This window comes from Bacteroides caecimuris (assembly GCF_001688725.2).
GTDB lineage: Bacteria > Bacteroidota > Bacteroidia > Bacteroidales > Bacteroidaceae > Bacteroides > Bacteroides caecimuris.
In genome coordinates, this window is record NZ_CP015401.2 from 3208189 (window position 1) to 3226059 (window position 17871).

Genomic DNA, 17871 nt, shown 5'->3' on the forward strand with positions numbered 1-17871 from the left:
TGTGACTATGTTTGGCTTACAAGGTAACTCGTTGAAACTTAATTTTGCAATTAAAAAAGACGAGTATGACAAGAAGCACATTCAAAGTGCCGTTCTACATGAACGACAGCAAGGAGGAGAACGGTATTATCCCCATTATGAAACGGATGACAATCAATGAATTGTGGCGCAGTTTAGTTGCAAGCAGTTCATCTTACGATACCGCTGATGCGGAAACCAGTCAGGCAATGGCGGACATACTTCACAGGAAGAAGAAACGCAAACGGAGAATGAAATTGTAACAGCCGCAGCTTCACAGTCCGATGAATTAACACAGTTCGGCTGTAGATTTCATTACTGACCATATTTTCTAACAAATAAATCCCGATTTGCTTCTCCCCATGTAATCATGGCATCAAGAATTGGCAATAGCGATTGCCCGAGTTCTGTAATGGAGTATTCTGAACGTGGTGGAAGTTCAGGATAAATGGTTTTAACAACAAGACCATCATCCACCAGTTCTTTCAGTTGTAAATCGAGTACGCGCGGTGTAGCTTCAGGTAGAGCCTTGTGCAATTCACTCGGACGCATTGCAACATTGCGGAGTTCATCCAATATGCAAGACTTCCACTTAGAATCTATCAGGCTCATAGTTAGCCGGAGTGGACAGCTTAAATCGACAGGTATTTTTCTTTCGTACATTTTTTCTTTTCGCTATTACAAATGCAAAGGTAAACATAATCTCTCACAATAGAGATATACTGAAAAATAATTCAGTATATGAATAATTTTTCGGTACTTGCCTGTACCAGCATTACCCCGTAACTTTGCAGACGATTAATAAAAAGAATAAAAACATTATGAGAGACTCTATTAAAGAATATGAAGCAGTACAAGAAGCTGCTATGAAGTTTGTGAAGAGTGTGGCTGAAGGTGATAGTAAATATGCACGCGAGTTATTTACCGATGATGCTGTGCTATTCGGCTTTCTTGACGGAGAACTGGAACACGGCTCTATCGAACAATTCTACCACAACGTGGACACTGTCAGTGGAGGTGAAGCATTTAAGGCACGCATTGATGTGGTGGCGGTGGAAGAAACACTGGCGGTTGTTCGTGTTCTTGAAGAGGGTTGGGGAGCTCGTATTGATTTCACGGACTATCTGCTTCTGCTGAAAATTGGCGGTGAATGGAAATGTGTAGCCAAAGCCTATAATCAAAACTCAAATACAATACAAAACCTGTTGGTTGAATTAAATTAGAGAATATTTTATCTGCCCAATCGGACGATGATTAACGAAATTGACATATTGCATGAACGTCATTGCAGCGATTTTGCCTGCCATTCGGGTGAAAAGACCGCAGGATTGCTTTGCGTAGTTTCGTATCATCATAAGATTGTCGTTGAGTTGAGAAAATATCGTTTCGATACGTTTACGGAACCTCTTGTATGCCCATGTGGGCGGACGCCAGTTTTTCTGATTAAGCCGATATGGAACTTCAAGAGTGATATTTGCTGCCTCAAAGAGATTCTTCTGAATCTCAGCACTGAGATAGCCTTTGTCTCCAAGCATCATGCAATCATGATATTCCCAGCGTACGTCCTTGAGATAATGAAGGTCATGGACGCTTGCGGCAGTCATGTCAAAGGAATGGATAACACCACGTATTCCGCAGACTGCATGGAGCTTATATCCATAGTAATGCAAGCCTTGCGAAGCGCAGTATCCCCAGTCAGGAGCCGCATCGGGATTGTCTTGTCCCATGGTGCATCGTTTCGCCCGTGCGTTCTGGCATACCTTTACAGGTTTGGAATCAATGCAGAACACATCTTCGGATCCATCAATGGCTCCGGCTACATCCTTGCGGATTTCTTCTGCAAGTCGTGCTGTAAACTTACGTCGGGCATTGAACTGTCTCCGACTGATCAGGTTTGGAAAATCCTCCTTACACTCATTATGCAATCGATGAAAAAGAAGATTCTCGCTGTCGAATCCGAAGGCTTCGGCGGTTATGCCGAGAGCAATTACTTCGAGGTCCGAGAACTTGGGGACAACGCCACATCTTGGGACGTTTCCGAGTTCATTAACACGATTTCCAGCGAAATCCTTGCATATTCCGAGGATTCTGACGAAATTTGCTATGAAGTTGCGCATAAGCAGTGCAATAGTACTTAGTAGTTTGGTCACCACTAATTTACTAATAATCTGTGAATTGTGCAACTTTTTCATTTGTAGATATTTAAAACTTTAATTCAACCAACGAGTAATACAAAAGAAATAGAAACAATGAGCAAAAGAATTGTCATACTAAACGGAAGTCCACGTATGAAAGGCAATACGGCTGGACTGGTGGAAGCCTTCAAGCAAGGTGCGGAAGAAGCTGGACATACGGTGGAAGTTTTCAATCTGCAACAGATGGACATTCGTCCTTGTTTGGGATGTCTGGGTGGTGGACGCGATTCAAAAAACCCTTGTCTACAGAAGGATGATATGGCGAAAATTTATCCGCATTATGAAACGGCAGATGTATTGGTTCTGGCCTCGCCAATGTATTACTGGAGTATCACCGCACAGTTGAAAACCGTCATTGACCGTTTGTTTGCCGTGACGGAAAAAAGTCCGGAGTATCATACGCCTATGCAACATTGCGTCTTACTCATGGCAGCAGAAGGCGACACACCGGACAATTTCGAGCCTGTGGAGCATTACTACCATGCTTTACTTCGTCACCTCGGCTGGGAAAACTTAGGCGAAGTATATGCTGGCGGCGTTATGCAGATTGGCGATATTACCGGACATCCTTCGTTAGAAAAAGCATATTCATTAGGTAAAAACATCTGAAACTGTGAAAATATTACTGATACAGCCCTCACAAAGATGGATGTACTTTTACAGCATTAGTTGAGGGCGTTCGTATTCTGTATAAGCATGATATTGAAACTGAGATGCTGTATCTTGACAACAAGCCTGTTGCCGTATGTATGACCTACGAGAAAGTATAAGCAGACTTACAGAAACGGGGAGCGGAAATAACCGCCATGCGCAAAAGGTCTTTTATTATGCCGGGCTAATGCAGAAAGATTGCGATAGGGATAAAACAGAAATGTATAAAAAGCATGAAACGTTTTGAGCAGAACGTAAAAATAAACACAGTGCCAATTCGTTACCTCTATTTATCCTATCTTTCAAACCTCTATAAATAAAGAGGTTATAAACGTCTTCCAAAATTAAGAAAAATCTCCCACTAACCATACGAAAAGAAATAAGAATTTGTGAAAGTATTGAACAGGTTCTTATAAAAAAGAAGTGATTGTCCTTCACTGCAAAAAGACAATCACTTCATGAGTATTCTAAGTCAATATGCCGACTGTAATTATTCTTCTCCCATCAGAATTTCCAAAATCTGGCAAGCGGCTTTCGCTACCGGAGTACCCGGACCGAAAATAGCAGCTACACCTGCCTTATACAGGAAGTCATAATCCTGCGCAGGGATAACACCACCAGCGATTACTACGATATCTTCACGTCCTAACTTCTTCAACTCTTCGATAATCTGCGGAACCAGTGTCTTGTGTCCGGCAGCCAGTGAAGAAACACCTACTACGTGAACGTCGTTTTCTACCGCTTCGCGAGCTGCTTCCGCAGGAGTCTGGAACAACGGTCCCATGTCCACGTCGAAACCACAGTCTGCATAGCCGGTTGCTACTACTTTGGCGCCACGGTCGTGACCGTCCTGTCCCATTTTGGCAATCATGATACGAGGTTGACGTCCCTCTTCCTTTGCAAACTTCTCGGCGAGTTCGCAAGCTCGCTTGAAGTCGCTATCGTTTTTACTTTCTGATGAATACACGCCTGATATAGTTCTGATTATTGCTTTATAACGTCCCACTTCCTGTTCGCAAGCATAAGAGATTTCACCTAATGTAGCACGAACGCGGGCTGCCTCGACTGCCAGTTCGAGCAAGTTACCTTTGCCGGTCTTTACACATTCGGTAATCGCAGCCAATGCCTTGTCCACTTCAGCCTGATTACGTCCTTCTTTCAAACGTTTCAGGTTCTCAATCTGTTCGAGGCGAACGGCAGTATTATCAATTTCAAGAATATCAATCGGAGCTTCTTTTTCCAAACGATACTTGTTCACACCCACAATAGTCTGCTGACCGCTGTCGATACGAGCCTGTGTACGTGCAGCAGCTTCTTCGATACGCATTTTAGGAATACCTGTTTCGATAGCTTTCGCCATACCACCCAGTTTTTCGATTTCCTGAATATGTTCCCAAGCCTTGTGTGCCAGTTCGTTCGTCAAAGACTCTACATAATAAGAGCCGCCCCATGGGTCAACGTTCTTGCAGATGTAAGTTTCTTCCTGAATATAAATCTGTGTGTTACGTGCGATACGTGCGGAGAAATCTGTCGGAAGAGCGATAGCCTCATCCAATGCATTGGTATGCAGAGACTGAGTATGTCCCAAAGCGGCAGCCATAGCCTCAATACAGGTACGTCCTACGTTGTTGAACGGGTCTTGTTCGGTCAGTGACCAACCGGAAGTCTGCGAGTGAGTACGCAATGCCAGTGATTTCGGGTTCTTCGGATTGAACTGTTTCACAATCTTCGCCCACAACATACGTGCGGCACGCATCTTGGCAATTTCCATAAAGTGGTTTGTACCGATTGCCCAAAAGAAAGACAGACGCGGAGCAAACGCATCAATGTCGATGCCTGCGGCAGTTCCGGCGCGAAGATATTCCAAACCGTCGGCCAATGTATAAGCCAACTCGATATCTGCAGTAGCACCAGCTTCCTGCATGTGATAACCGGAGATAGAAATAGAGTTGAACTTCGGCATCTTCTGTGAAGTATATTCGAAGATATCAGAAATAATCTTCATAGAGAATGCAGGCGGATAAATATAGGTGTTACGCACCATGAATTCCTTCAAAATATCGTTTTGGATTGTACCTGCCATTTCTTCGAGTTTAGCACCCTGTTCCAAACCGGCATTGATATAGAATGCCATAACCGGAAGTACAGCACCATTCATCGTCATGGATACAGACATCTTATTCAAAGGAATACCATCGAACAAAACTTTCATATTTTCCAATGAACAGATAGATACACCTGCTTTACCTACGTCGCCCACTACACGCTCGTGGTCGGGGTCGTAACCGCGGTGGGTAGCCAAGTCGAATGCTACCGACAGACCTTTCTGACCGGAAGCCAGGTTACGGCGATAGAAAGCATTTGATTCTTCGGCAGTAGAGAATCCGGCATACTGACGGATAGTCCAGGGACGAAGGGTGTACATTACTGAATACGGACCACGCAGATACGGAGGAAGTCCGGCTGCATAGCCGAGATGTTCCATCCCTTCGAGGTCTTCTTTTGTATAAACAGGCTTCACCTCAATGTGTTCCGGCGTCTTCCAGTCGGCAGAGATACCGTTAGCCTTTTGCCATTCAGCACCGTTGACAGGCTGAAATGCGGCATATATATCGATGTTTTTAAAATCTTTTCTCATCTTGTTATTTACGATTTAACGATTTACAATTTACGATTGAAGTTACTTCTTCAACAACTTAGCGTTAAACTCTTTCAAGGTATCCAGTACGTTGACACGGACATGGATGAAGTTTTCGATACCTGCTGCTTTCAATTCGTCCATACAAGCAGGAGCACCGGCAACGATAAACATGGCGCGACCATCCAAAGCCTTGAAGGCAGGAATTGCATATTCCGCATATTCATCATCGCTCGAACAGATTACAACAATGTCGGCTTTGGCAGCCACAGCCGCTTCCACACCGGCTTCCACCGTTTCAAATCCGAGGTTATCAACCACTTCATAACCGGCACACGCCAGGAAGTTGCAGGAATATTGCGCACGTGCCTGCCGCATAGCCAAATTGCCGATAGTCAGCATGAATGCTTTCGGACGTTTGCCGGACGCTTCCGTTTCGAGACGCAATGCTTCAAACTCACTCGCAGCACGGTCGAATACCAATGTATCCACATCTTTTTCGCACGTATGGTCTTTTCCTCCGCAGCAGCATTTTGCTTCGACCGGTTGTTTGCCGTCGGATTTCTCATTGAAGTTGGGGAACTGGTTGGTACCCAACAATACTTCACGGCGTTGAGCAACCGCTTTGTGGCGCGCTTTGTTGCTTTCGTTGACAGCAGCCTGAACTGTTCCGGCTTTCAATGCTGCATAGAAACCTCCGGCTTCTTCGACCGACAAGAACAGGTTCCATGCTTGCTGGGCGATAGATACCGTAAGGTTTTCAATATAATAAGAGCCGGCAGCCGGGTCGATTACTTTATCAAAATGAGACTCTTCCTTCAACAGCAATTGTTGGTTGCGTGCCAGACGTTCGGAGAATTCATCCGGAGTCTCGTATGTCTTGTCGAACGGAGTGACAGTCATTGAATCCACACCGCCCAATGCGGCACTCATCGCTTCAGTTTGTGTACGGAGCAGGTTTACGTGTGCATCAAACAAAGTAAGATTGAAAGTCGAAGTTTCGGCATGAACCGCCATTTTTGCCGCGCAACGACATTCGCCGTTAGCACCTTTGTTATCACAGTCGCGCAGGCATTCAGGATTGTAAGAAGCAACGATATTCGCCCACAATAGACGTGCGGCACGGAATTTAGCTATTTCAAGGAAATAGTTGGAACTGATACCAAAATTGAATTTGATTTTCTTGGCCACTATGGCAGCAGGAACACCGGCATCGGTCAGTTGGCTCATGTATTCATTACCCCAAGCCAATGCATAACCTAATTCCTGAGAAATATAAGCTCCGGCATTGTTCAGCGATAATGCGTTCACATTCAGCACGCGGTAGAAAGGAAGCGGTTGGATAGCTTCAATCAGTGCTTTGGCAGTCTGTACCATATCCCCCTTTTCCTTGCCGCGGGTCAGCATCTTGTTGAAGAAATCATAGTTGATGGAGCCTTTCAACTTCTTCACATCATAATCCTTCTTCTGAAAATAAGCTACCAGCAGATTAGCCAGTTCTACAACGTGTCCCTGACATGTAGAGAAGTTCAGTTCAACACACTCAGCCTGAATATCATTCAACAGAGTCTCAAGATATTCCGCATTGAGTTCTTTTGCCTTTACATGGAAAGAAAGTGAATCTACACCTTTGTTCAGGATATCCAGTGCTTTCGCATTGGCGTCTTTGGGGCATTCCACTCTGATTTCCTGGCGAACCAGCCACTCATTGTTATCTTTTTTAGTTCCTCTCAGATACGGGAATTCTCCGGGAAGCGCATCAGTAGTTTTTAAACCTTCCAAATCTTCCATCCGGTAGAAAGGTTTCACTTTGAACCCTTCGTTTGTCTTCCAAACGAGCTTCTTCTCAAAATCAGCACCTTTCAAGTCGGCTGTAACCTTCTCCATCCATTGTTCGGTGGAGACAGGAGAAAAGTCTGAGAAGAGTTTTTCTTTTTTGTCTGCCATAGTTTATCTAAAATTAAAACAAGAATTAATATTGTCTTTATTTTTATCTGTCTCTTTCCAAATGTCTGTTGTTCGATTTGCAAATATAATTAATAAGTTCAAACAAAACTTCTTTTTATAGAAAATTCGCACACCTCTCCGTCCTGTATAGAATCCGTATAGAAATTCTTCTTTTGTGCGATTTTTAGTTCTCCTTTTATTTGATTAGCTCCAATGTTATGACTAATTTTGCACCCGTTTTCAAAAAGACATTATAAAAACTACTATAGTTATGGATTGGTTACAAAGTTTATTATGGGACCCCAGTTCCGTGGCACATATCGTGTTCCTCTACGCATTCGTAGTGGCGATGGGTGTATATCTTGGTAAGATAAAGATATTCGGAGTATCGTTGGGCGTCACTTTTGTTTTGTTTGCCGGCATCCTGATGGGACACTTCGGCTTCACTGCCGATACACACATCCTACATTTCATCCGTGAGTTCGGATTGATTTTGTTCGTATTCTGTATCGGTCTTCAGGTGGGGCCGTCTTTCTTCTCTTCTTTCAAAAAGGGAGGAATGACATTAAACCTGTTGGCTGTAGGCATCGTAGTGTTGAACATAGCTGTTGCATTGGGACTTTATTTCCTTTGGGACGGTCGTATTGAATTGCCGATGATGGTGGGTATCCTCTATGGAGCTGTAACAAACACTCCGGGTCTCGGTGCTGCCAACGAAGCGTTGAACCAGTTGAGCTACAACGGTCCGCAGATAGCGTTGGGATATGCCTGTGCTTATCCGCTCGGTGTGGTAGGCATTATTGGCTCTATCATCGCTATCCGCTATATCTTCCGTGTCAACATGGCAAAAGAGGAAGAGAGTCTGAAGGCACAAAGCGGAGATGTCCATCTGATGCCACATATGCTGAGTCTGGAGGTGCGTAACGAGTCTATCAACGGAAAAACTCTGATTGAAGTAAAAGACTTCCTTGGACGTCAGTTTGTATGTTCGCGTATCCGTCATGAGGGACATGTCAGTATCCCCGACCATAACACGATCTTCAATGTGGGCGATCAGTTGTATATCGTTTGCTCAGAAGATGATGCTGCCGCTATCACTGTTTTCATCGGTAAAGAAGTGAATATCGATTGGGAGAAACAAGACTTGCCGATGGTATCACGCCGTATACTGGTGACCAAGCCGGAAATAAACGGAAAGACGCTCGGTTCGATGCATTTCCGTAGTATGTATGGTGTGAATATCACACGTGTCAACCGTTCCGGTATGGATCTGTTTGCCGACCCGCATCTGGTATTGCAAGTGGGCGACCGCGTGATGGTAGTAGGACAAGAAGACGCCGTAGAACGTGTAGCAAGGGCACTGGGAAACCAGTTGAAACGCCTAGACACACCGAACATCATTACTATCTTCGTCGGTATCTTCTTGGGAATCCTGCTCGGTAGCCTACCTATCGCTTTCCCAGGTATGCCTACTCCTTTGAAACTTGGTTTGGCAGGCGGACCGCTGGTAGTAGCTATTCTTATCGGCCGTTTCGGACATAAGTTCCACTTGGTGACTTATACGACAATGAGTGCCAACCTGATGCTTCGCGAAATCGGTATCGTGCTCTTCCTTGCGAGTGTGGGTATAGATGCCGGAGCCAACTTCGTACATACAGTGGTTGAAGGTGACGGTTTGCTTTACGTAGGTTGCGGTTTCCTAATCACAGTTATCCCGTTGCTTATCATCGGTGCGGTTGCGAGATTATATTATAAAGTGAACTACTTCACACTGATGGGATTGATAGCCGGTAGCAACACCGACCCACCCGCATTGGCTTATTCCAACCAGGTAACTTCAAGCGACGCTCCCGCAGTAGGATATTCTACTGTTTATCCATTATCCATGTTCCTCCGTATTCTGACGGGACAGATGATATTATTGGCGATGATGTAAATCGAGCTTAGCATATAAACAGTAAAGCCGGCTATATCCTTCAACAGAATATACCGGCTTTATTTATTTTACTTATACCCGTTTTATACTCTCAACTTCAATCTCTTCACCACAAACTCTTCCACAAACTGCACGGTTTCTTCCACACCCAAAGAAGAGGAATCCACGCACAGATGGTAAGTAGCTGCTGCCCCCCAAGTCTTATAGCTATAATAATTATAGTATTCCGAACGTCTCTTGTCTGCTTTTTCGATAATCTCTTCCGCAGCCTCTTCATTCACCTGATGAATCCGGCAAACCCTTTCAATACGGTCTTCCTTCGAAGCCGAAATAAAGATATTCGCGCAACGGGGATGCTCGCGCAAGATATAATCTGCGCAACGCCCTACAAACACACAGGACTTCTCTGCCGCCAAACGACGGATGACATCACTCTGCACTTTAAACAGAGCATCATTGCTCAAACAATTAGTGCATGGCATAGCTCCTTCACTGATAAAAGGGAAACGCATGCCGAACAATCCGCCAATTATACCTTGCGAAGCTTTCTCATCCGCTTTTTCAAAGAATTCCTTACACAGGCCGCTTTCCTCGGAAGCCAGATTAATCAGTTCCTTATCGTAGAAGTCGATTCCCAAACGAGCTGCCAACTTCTCTCCGATTTCCTTGCCGCCGCTACCCAATTGTCGACCGATGTTAATTACATAATTACCGCTCATAGTACATTTTGTTTTATGGTTTGATAGCAAACATACGATTTTTTTCTAAAACCTACATCATTAGACAAAAGTTATATTTGAAAGTAACAATGAATCTTCTTCCCTTTTGGGGATAATACAGATAATTCCTGGAAGTGACTAGAAATTAGAAACTCATGATCACTTAAAATTCTCCGTAAAGAAAACGCCCGCAGGGAAACTATTCTTATTTTTTATATCAAACTGTAAAGCCGGTGTTTTATTGAAATCCAAAATAGCAATATCATTGGTTTTATAATCCGCATATCCTTTCAGAGTGGCAAAATAAACTTCCCCGCTCACCGGATCAACGCCCAAACTGTTATAATAGATCCCTGCATCCTCCACGAACTCTTTTATATCAGCAACTTCTTCCGTCTTATTCTGAGAAAAAATATGTCGGTATAGTTTAAAGCCGGCATTACTGAAATAAATAATATCATCTTTAGCAGAAAACGCAGGGGCAACTCCCCACCCGGCACCAATACTGACATTCAAAGTATGAGAATCAATAATCTTATAATCAACCGGACTGACTTTTATAATACTCGCAGGCTTTGTACATGAAACCCACAAATTCCCATCATACGCTTTAGCAACACCGGATAAAGCACTTTCAAAAGGAACAGTATGTATAACAGCCCCGTCTTGAATAACAAAAAGTCGCTTATTGCCCATCACAAATGTTTTGTCTCCAACCACAGCCATACGTTTTTTCAAAGCACCTTTCGTCCCCTCAACAAAAGTCAGAACTTCGGTGGAAGTATCCAGCATATAGACTCCATTATTATCACGAATATAAAGAGTCTCTCCGACTACAGCCAAATTGGACGGCCAGGACAAAGTAGTATTATCATAAACCTTTTCTTTCTCCAGACTAGTAGCATTCGCAATAGTCAGCAGCCCTTCACCACCATTTTTGGCTCCATTTTGAGAAAGTATATACATCTTATTATCACTGATAAACAGATCTTGGCAGACATTACCAAGTAAAGTTTGATTTACCCGATAATATGCACTATCTACCGCTATGCCTTTTGAATCCACAAAGGTCAAGGTTCCGGTTTCATTCCCCATATTTCCTTCATTCAAGATAAAGGCGCCTTTGCCAAACCGACCTTCCACCTTGGCTGTCATAGTCGTTTGAAGGTTTTCTCCCTTATCATCCGACACCGCCAGCCCTATAACATATTCTCCAGTCTTAGGCTGCGAAAATTTATATGTTGAAGCGGTTGAAACTTCCTTTCCGTCTACTGTCCATACAAAATTCACCACTCCAGGCAGATTTTCAACCCGAGCATCCAGATACAATGTATCTAACTGAGCAATCACATTACTTTCCGATTCACTCCCTATCCATACAGATGAGTTCAGACTTTCCTCCTCATCACATGCTGTAAAAAACAGCCCCAAGGCAACAATTGCCAATACCAAATGCTTTTTCATTTCAAATTATCAATTATTTCTGAACTTATTTGCGGGTATCGATATCAACTCCTAAAACATGCAAATCCTCAATCCCTGATATCTCAGTGGAGCATTCACCTAACCAACCGCTTTCCTGATTGACACCGGTATATATCTTTATGAAATCAATTCCCGGCAAATGTATCTTCTGACCTTTTGAATTTACCGCCCAATCTATATCAATAGCAGACTCATCCATGGCATTCTTCTCATTATCAGCATACCCATAACGAAATTTATACAAAACAAAATAACTACCTTTTCCACTTTCATCAACAGCATTTTGAGGTAAACAAGTCCCATTAAATATTATCTTATCCTCTTTTATCCATTCCGGGAAATAGCACTGATTATGAAATCTATTTTTTACTTTATAACCCGAATTTCCCTGGTTATCTTCCCACCGGATACAGGGAAAACGCACGATCGTTAATTATCTAATAACCAGCATTTATCTTTTCTTCTCAAAACTTATTTGATGGCAAAACTCTTTTATATCTAATAAATAAAGTCTTCCTACTTTCTTTTCCTCCTATAGACGTGTCACAACTTCCCATTGTCATGTTACCTATTGGTTTCATCCTTTTTTTTATCTTCGTGGTTCTTCAATTGATATATTGATTATTTATATTGTATACCTTCTAGTATTTCATTATCTTCACGCCTAAATAATAAATAGTAATGGATAAGATTGCAAAAGATTTTTTAATAAATGACGAATTGGCGCGTCATATGGCCAGTATGTCTGAAGCTATTGATACAATCGACCCACGTGAAAAGAATAAAGTCACTTATTCGGGCAAATTGATAATGCTTGTCACTTTATCAGGTATTTTTTGTGATTGTCAGAGTTGGAATGATATAGCAGACTTCGCCCGTTATAAGAAAGATTTTCTTAGAAGATTCATACCGGACTTAGAAACTACCCCGTCACATGATACATTACGCCGATTTTTTTGTATCATAAAAACGGAAAAATTAGAGAGTTGTTACAGAGAATGGGCCCGTAATATGAGGGGGGATTCACCATCCATAGAAGATTGTGACTGGTCGAAAGTTCAAATTAATGAGGGAAATGATCTTTATACGAATAGACATATAGCTATTGACGGAAAAACGATCCGTGGTGCCATCAATGCTGATAAACTGGTACAAGAGTCAGCGGATAAAACAACAAAGGAGCAGGCATCAGTAGCCAAACTTCATCTTGTCAGTGCCTTTCTTTCTGATATGAGTCTGTCATTAGGGCAGGAACGGGTCTCAATAAAAGAGAATGAAATAGTAGCAATACCCAAATTACTGGACGACATTGATATACGACAAGGAGATGTAGTTACCATCGATGCACTTGGTACTCAAAAGAAAATTGTTGAAAAAATAGTAGAGAAACAAGCCGATTATCTTTTAGAGGTGAAAGATAATCATCTAAAACTAAGGCAAAATATCGAAAACGATGCGGAGTACTTGCTAATTTCCGGAAGAAAAAATGATTTTATCAAAAAAGCTGAAGAAACCACAGAAGGTCATGGATTTATGGTGACAAGAACCTGTATATCCTGCTCTGAACCCAGTAGATTAGGGTTCTGTTATCGCGATTGGAAGAATCTTAGGACTTATGGAATAATAAAGACCGAAAAAATAAATATAGCCACAGGAGAAATACAAAATGAGAAACATTGTTTCATCTCTTCATTAGTGAACAATCCAAAACTTATTCTTAAATATAAAAGAAAGCATTGGGCGGTAGAAAATGGATTGCATTGGCAATTGGATGTTACATTTAATGAAGATGATGGAAGAAAAATGATGAATTCGGCACAAAACTTTTCCACTTTAACGAAAATGGCATTGACCATTTTGAAGAATTATCAGGATGAAGACAAGAAGACTTCGGTCAATAGGAAAAGGAAGAAGGCAGGATGGAGTGATGAGTACTTAACTAATTTGATAGATACCTTTATTAAAGCCTTTTAAATCGTGCGTTTTCCCTGCCACCGGATATATTTTTCTCTTTCTTCCGAAGTTTCCGGTTCTTTTTCCGGACGATAATAGGTGATTTCATAGTTTCGATAAGTCTTCACATCATTTCCCGCAGCTACAGCCTTGTCATACCATAATTCCAATGCAGCGTCTTCATGAGCACTACCGGCAATCTCATACCATTCGTCCTCATCCGGCACACCATTCTGATTTTTATCATAAGCCACCATGATCACTCCCGGCTCACAACTTCCTCCCTCCGGTGCATCAGGATCCGGATTGGCCGCAGAATAAAAAGCATTGCCAAGTACCCGGAAATCACGTTTTCCGGTAACATTAGTTATTGTATGGTCAAAACCTACTACGACATATCCTCCAAATCCTCCCAACGAAATCATCCCCCTTTCATTATTACCGATAGCAGCTAATACTTTTTCATTCATAACCTCTTGAGTATCTCCCTCTTCATATTCCGGCAATGCATTAGTAAATTGTCCCACAGCCGGAACAAAATCAAAAACCTTAGTGATATAAGCCGTCGCTCCTTCAAGGTCCGGTTCGATATTATCAAAAGTTACTGTGACCGTAAAGAGATAATCATAATGATTCTCACCTTGTGACGCACGCAAAATCAGTTCATATTCTCCTACCTCTTCAAACATATACTCCAAATCCTTTGTCCGGGCAATTTCACTGCCGTCCAGCAGCCATAAATAAGAAATCCCTTCATCCGACTCACTTTCAACCCGTACCTTCAACAGTTGATCAACAACAACCGCAAAGCCACCCTCCGGTTGCGACACATGGATGTCTTCCTTTTTCAGTAGGTAAGCATCTTCTCCATCATTACATCCCGTGAATACAGTTCCTACAAACAAAGAAACCGCAATGACAAATGCCAGTCTTAAAACTTTCCTATCCATTTTATTCATTATTAGTTATTATTAGTTATTGAAATGTTTTCGTTGTAAAAGCAAAATGAGCCGGTATATCCCCCGCCCTGACTTTCCATCTTTTCTTTCCTTCAGGACTGAAACAGTAAAGATACCCGGGTACAACATAACTTTTCGCATCCGTTACAAATATTTCTTTGGTCTCGGGATTTACAGCTATTCCATACGGAATTGTTATTTCAGTTTCAGTCCCATCAGTAATAAAATTGCGGGATACTATTTTATTTTGTTTCACGTCATAGAGAGCGTAAGTAATAGTATTACTTTCCGTCACATAGCTCCATTCTACACTTGTCATATAAATCGAATCTCCACTCAAGCACATTTCACTGGCAGCAACTCCCAAATTTCCTGTCACACGATCTGTCTGAGTATCTATAATAAAAACATCCGATCCCGTTCCATAATAATCTCCTCTCGAACTCACATATATACGTCCGTATCTATCCAACTTCATACGGTGAAGATTTATAGCTACATCAATTGTTTTAATAACTTGAAAGGTCTTCAAGTCAATCACCGATACCGTCCGGTCATAATCCGGGAAACGATAACCGCCGGAATTGGCAACATAAAGTTTCCCGTCCTTTATTACCATTTCTTCCGGTTGATAGCCGACTACCACTTCACGGGTTACAGCCAAACTTGTCGTATCCACCTCAACCACTTTTCCCGGACGCGCATTGGGATCTATTCCGACAGGACCTGCATAAGAACTTACATAAGCCTTTCCGTCATTAAAAGTGATATACCGGCAATTTATCACATTTATTTGCCCCAGATGCTGTGCCGTTTCCACATCCATCACCTCTATAAAATTCGAGCAATTGATTACAGCATACAGCTTATCTCCATAAATCTGCAAATCATTTCCAACATCCCCCAGTTCTTTCACTACGGACGGATTTCGCTCGGCATAAATATTACGATGATACTTACCGGTAGTACTGTCATAAAAATCAAGTGTACACTTATTACTTCCCATATTTCCTTCATTGAGAAGATACATTCCTTTAATGCTGACGCTCCCTAAAGCTCCCTTGCCAACGTCTATTTCGTCAGAAGGTAGAACCGGAAGCTCGTCCCGACAAGCCAGCAAACAACAACCTGTTAATATACCAAGCAAGGCACGCGAAAGAATATTATTCACAATCATATCGTTAAGTTTAAAATGAATTTAAAGTTAGTTCCGGGCATCGGATAAGACCTCACCACCTCATATTGTTGATTAAAAATATTATTTACTTCCAAGGTCAATTTGAAATCATACTTTCTCCAACTGAATTTCTTAGCCAAAGAAAAATCACTTGTATACCAAGGGAGACGATAATTCTCCGGAGTATTGGCCGAAACATCATAGCGCTCTCCCGTATATACAAAGCTATAATTCAATTCCCATGATTTATATCCCGCATTTAATATAGCCGATCCACTATGCCAAGGGATATACGATATTTGCCCCCCATACGTATCTTTATCCGATTTATCAGTAAAATCCTGCGCTTTCTGATACGTATATGATAACCGACTGTCAAATACCCAATCGTTACCAAACTTCCAAAGTCCTTGCAAAACGACATCCACTCCTTTTATTTTAACAAGTCCCATATTAATCATTGTCCAACGAAAGAAATTATTGGTAGGAGTAGCTATTATTTTATTTTCCACCTCATTATAATACGCATCCAATTGCACATTCAGTGCTTGCAGCCAGGTTCCGGAAGATAATTTCTGATAAGTGAATCCTACGTTATACTGATTAGTATACTCAGGTTTCAGCTTTATATTCCCTATAAATGTATAATACAAATCGTTCAAAGTCGGCATACGAAATATCCGTTTGTAAAAAGCACGCAGATTTAAATCAATATTCTTGAAAGGTTTATAAGAAGTGATAACGGTAGGAGTAAATTCCATCTTATTCCCAGCCGAAGTAGTATCTGAAGCTACGTTCTCATTTACAAAAGTTCCCAAGACACTGGCCTGCAACTTAAAGCGCTCAAGATGCAAAGAGGTAGCTGCCGCTACCAACGCCGTATTTCTTCGGGGATAAGGGAAATCAGTCAAATTAGCGTTCAGTTTATTCCATTGGTAGTCTGCTGAAATATTTATATCCCAAAAAGGAAAAAGAGTAACCCTGTTAGCCATTGACAAGTAAACTTCCTGTTGGCGATATGTATTATTTACATACATGGTAGCCTCCTCCTTTTGGGGATCCGCCAGATAATGCAGATAATCATATGCGTATTTGGCATTCAACAACAGACTGTACACATCACCAAAATCTTTTTTGAAAGAAGACTGGAAAAAGAAATTTGTATCCCATTGGCGATCCTCATGTGAGAAACGATTCCGCACAACAGCACCGGGATATCCACGTTCTGAATTATAAAAATAAGCTTTCGTACGCCAATAACCACTTTTTATCTTGCCATATAAGCCGCCCTCAGCACGCAGCGCATTGACATCCCCATTACGGCGTACTGCCGTTGTATCATATCCTCCATCCACCGCATAAGTAAATTTATACTTTCCGGTTGTATACATATATTCAGTACTAAGTGACGTACTCACATTCTCACTCAGTTTCTGTTCCCAAAGCAAAGAGGGATTGACAACTCCGAAAGAACCCGTCTTAAAAGTCGCTTTCACATGATAAGCCCTATTCTCCTGAAAAACAGGTATTCTTGACTGTAGATAAATAGAACCTGCAGAACCAAAATCTTTCGCTGATTGGAAAATGGCACTTTTCTGACCATTATATAAAGTGACAGCTTCCATATTATCCAAAGAGAAACGTCCCAAATCAACCACTCCATTCTGCGCATTACCCAGTTCAATGCCGTCATAAAACACTCCTACATGATTCGTTCCCATACTTCGGATATTAACGGTCTTCAGTCCTCCTATTCCACCATAATCCTTTATTTGTACTCCGGAAAAATAACGTATAGCGTCCGCTACCGAATGCGCCGCCAGTTTCTCCAACTTATCCCCTGATAAAAATTGCACCGGAATTACCTCCTTGTTAATTCTGGCAGTAACCACTACTTCATTAAGATGATGCAAGCTGTCCAGTTTGCTTTGTGCTGACAACAATAAAGTCATACTCAGAAAGCATCCTATCCACAATACCCTAAAATAAATCCGCCCGAACATAATCCTCCTGTTTATTAATTAAAATAATAAACTTTCATAGGGTTACAGCGAGGATGCAATTTTCCATACACTCAAACATATACACGTGCTTCTCCCCGCATAATAGGGACACTCAAAAAGGGGATATTCCTCCTTCCTGAAACTTCACATCACCAATCAAAGATGTATTTTGAATAAAAAACCGCACTCT

The 17871-nt window shown here is 42.0% G+C and carries 13 protein-coding genes and 2 pseudogenes; 5 read left to right on the top strand and 10 right to left on the bottom strand.

All coding sequences use genetic code 11. The features are described 5' to 3' along the window. The first annotated feature begins 65 nt into the window (after nt 1–65). Nucleotides 66–281, top strand: coding sequence for a hypothetical protein (locus A4V03_RS21685; protein ID WP_065539342.1), 216 nt, complete (start codon nt 66–68; stop codon nt 279–281). 52 nt (nt 282–333) lie between these two features. On the opposite strand, the gene A4V03_RS13950 is transcribed toward A4V03_RS21685, so the two are convergent. Then, a complete protein-coding gene (locus A4V03_RS13950; protein ID WP_024987283.1) occupies nt 334–681 on the bottom strand; it encodes a winged helix-turn-helix transcriptional regulator in 348 nt (115 codons plus the stop codon). Nucleotides 682–839: 158 nt separating this feature from the next. Here A4V03_RS13950 and A4V03_RS13955 point away from each other — a divergent pair, with 158 nt between their 5' ends. Further along, a complete protein-coding gene (locus tag A4V03_RS13955; protein ID WP_065539343.1) occupies nt 840–1241 on the top strand; it encodes a nuclear transport factor 2 family protein in 402 nt (133 codons plus the stop codon). On the opposite strand, the gene A4V03_RS13960 is transcribed toward A4V03_RS13955, so the two are convergent. Continuing rightward, the gene (locus A4V03_RS13960) at nt 1233–2210 is read right to left on the bottom strand and encodes an IS982 family transposase (protein ID WP_065537559.1); all 978 of its coding nucleotides are present in this window, start codon (nt 2208–2210) and stop codon (nt 1233–1235) included. The genes A4V03_RS13955 and A4V03_RS13960 overlap by 9 nt on opposite strands. A gap of 57 nt (nt 2211–2267) precedes the next feature. Here A4V03_RS13960 and A4V03_RS13965 point away from each other — a divergent pair, with 57 nt between their 5' ends. Then, entirely contained in the window at nt 2268–2822 is a 555-nt protein-coding gene (locus A4V03_RS13965) for a flavodoxin family protein (RefSeq protein WP_065539344.1), read from the top strand. A 532-nt stretch (nt 2823–3354) separates the two neighbouring features. Here the strand turns inward: A4V03_RS13965 and scpA are convergent. Further along, the gene (gene scpA, locus A4V03_RS13970; RefSeq protein ID WP_065539345.1) at nt 3355–5502 is read right to left on the bottom strand and encodes a methylmalonyl-CoA mutase; all 2148 of its coding nucleotides are present in this window, start codon (nt 5500–5502) and stop codon (nt 3355–3357) included. 42 nt (nt 5503–5544) lie between these two features. Continuing rightward, nucleotides 5545–7449: a methylmalonyl-CoA mutase small subunit gene (gene mutA / locus A4V03_RS13975; protein ID WP_065539346.1), complete on the bottom strand. Its 1905-nt coding sequence runs from the start codon at nt 7447–7449 to the stop codon at nt 5545–5547. 271 nt (nt 7450–7720) lie between these two features. On the opposite strand from mutA, the gene A4V03_RS13980 reads away from it, so the two are divergent. Next, on the top strand, nt 7721–9385 hold the full coding sequence (locus tag A4V03_RS13980) for a putative transporter (protein ID WP_024987278.1): 1665 nt from the start codon (nt 7721–7723) through the stop codon (nt 9383–9385). Nucleotides 9386–9468: 83 nt separating this feature from the next. On the opposite strand, the gene A4V03_RS13985 is transcribed toward A4V03_RS13980, so the two are convergent. From A4V03_RS13985 to A4V03_RS13995, 3 genes and pseudogenes are all read right to left on the bottom strand, one after another. Further along, nucleotides 9469–10104: a cytidylate kinase-like family protein gene (locus tag A4V03_RS13985; RefSeq protein ID WP_065539347.1), complete on the bottom strand. Its 636-nt coding sequence runs from the start codon at nt 10102–10104 to the stop codon at nt 9469–9471. A gap of 159 nt (nt 10105–10263) precedes the next feature. Then, nucleotides 10264–11568: a DUF5074 domain-containing protein gene (locus A4V03_RS13990; protein WP_065539348.1), complete on the bottom strand. Its 1305-nt coding sequence runs from the start codon at nt 11566–11568 to the stop codon at nt 10264–10266. Between the two features lie 25 nt (nt 11569–11593). Next, nucleotides 11594–11998, bottom strand: a pseudogene (locus tag A4V03_RS13995) (hypothetical protein); the annotation flags it as partial. Between the two features lie 272 nt (nt 11999–12270). Here A4V03_RS13995 and A4V03_RS14000 point away from each other — a divergent pair. Then, a complete protein-coding gene (locus A4V03_RS14000) occupies nt 12271–13563 on the top strand; it encodes an ISAs1 family transposase (RefSeq protein ID WP_065539350.1) in 1293 nt (430 codons plus the stop codon). Nucleotides 13564–13577: 14 nt separating this feature from the next. On the opposite strand, the pseudogene A4V03_RS14005 reads toward A4V03_RS14000, so the two are convergent. From A4V03_RS14005 to A4V03_RS14015, 3 genes and pseudogenes are all read right to left on the bottom strand, one after another. Beyond that, nucleotides 13578–14492: pseudogene (locus A4V03_RS14005) on the bottom strand (PKD-like domain-containing protein); the annotation flags it as partial. 25 nt (nt 14493–14517) lie between these two features. Further along, nucleotides 14518–15678: a YncE family protein gene (locus A4V03_RS14010; protein ID WP_024987274.1), complete on the bottom strand. Its 1161-nt coding sequence runs from the start codon at nt 15676–15678 to the stop codon at nt 14518–14520. Continuing rightward, entirely contained in the window at nt 15675–17681 is a 2007-nt protein-coding gene (locus A4V03_RS14015; protein WP_024987273.1) for a TonB-dependent receptor plug domain-containing protein, read from the bottom strand. The genes A4V03_RS14010 and A4V03_RS14015 overlap by 4 nt, the downstream gene beginning before the upstream one ends. Between the last annotated feature and the right edge of the window lie 190 nt (nt 17682–17871).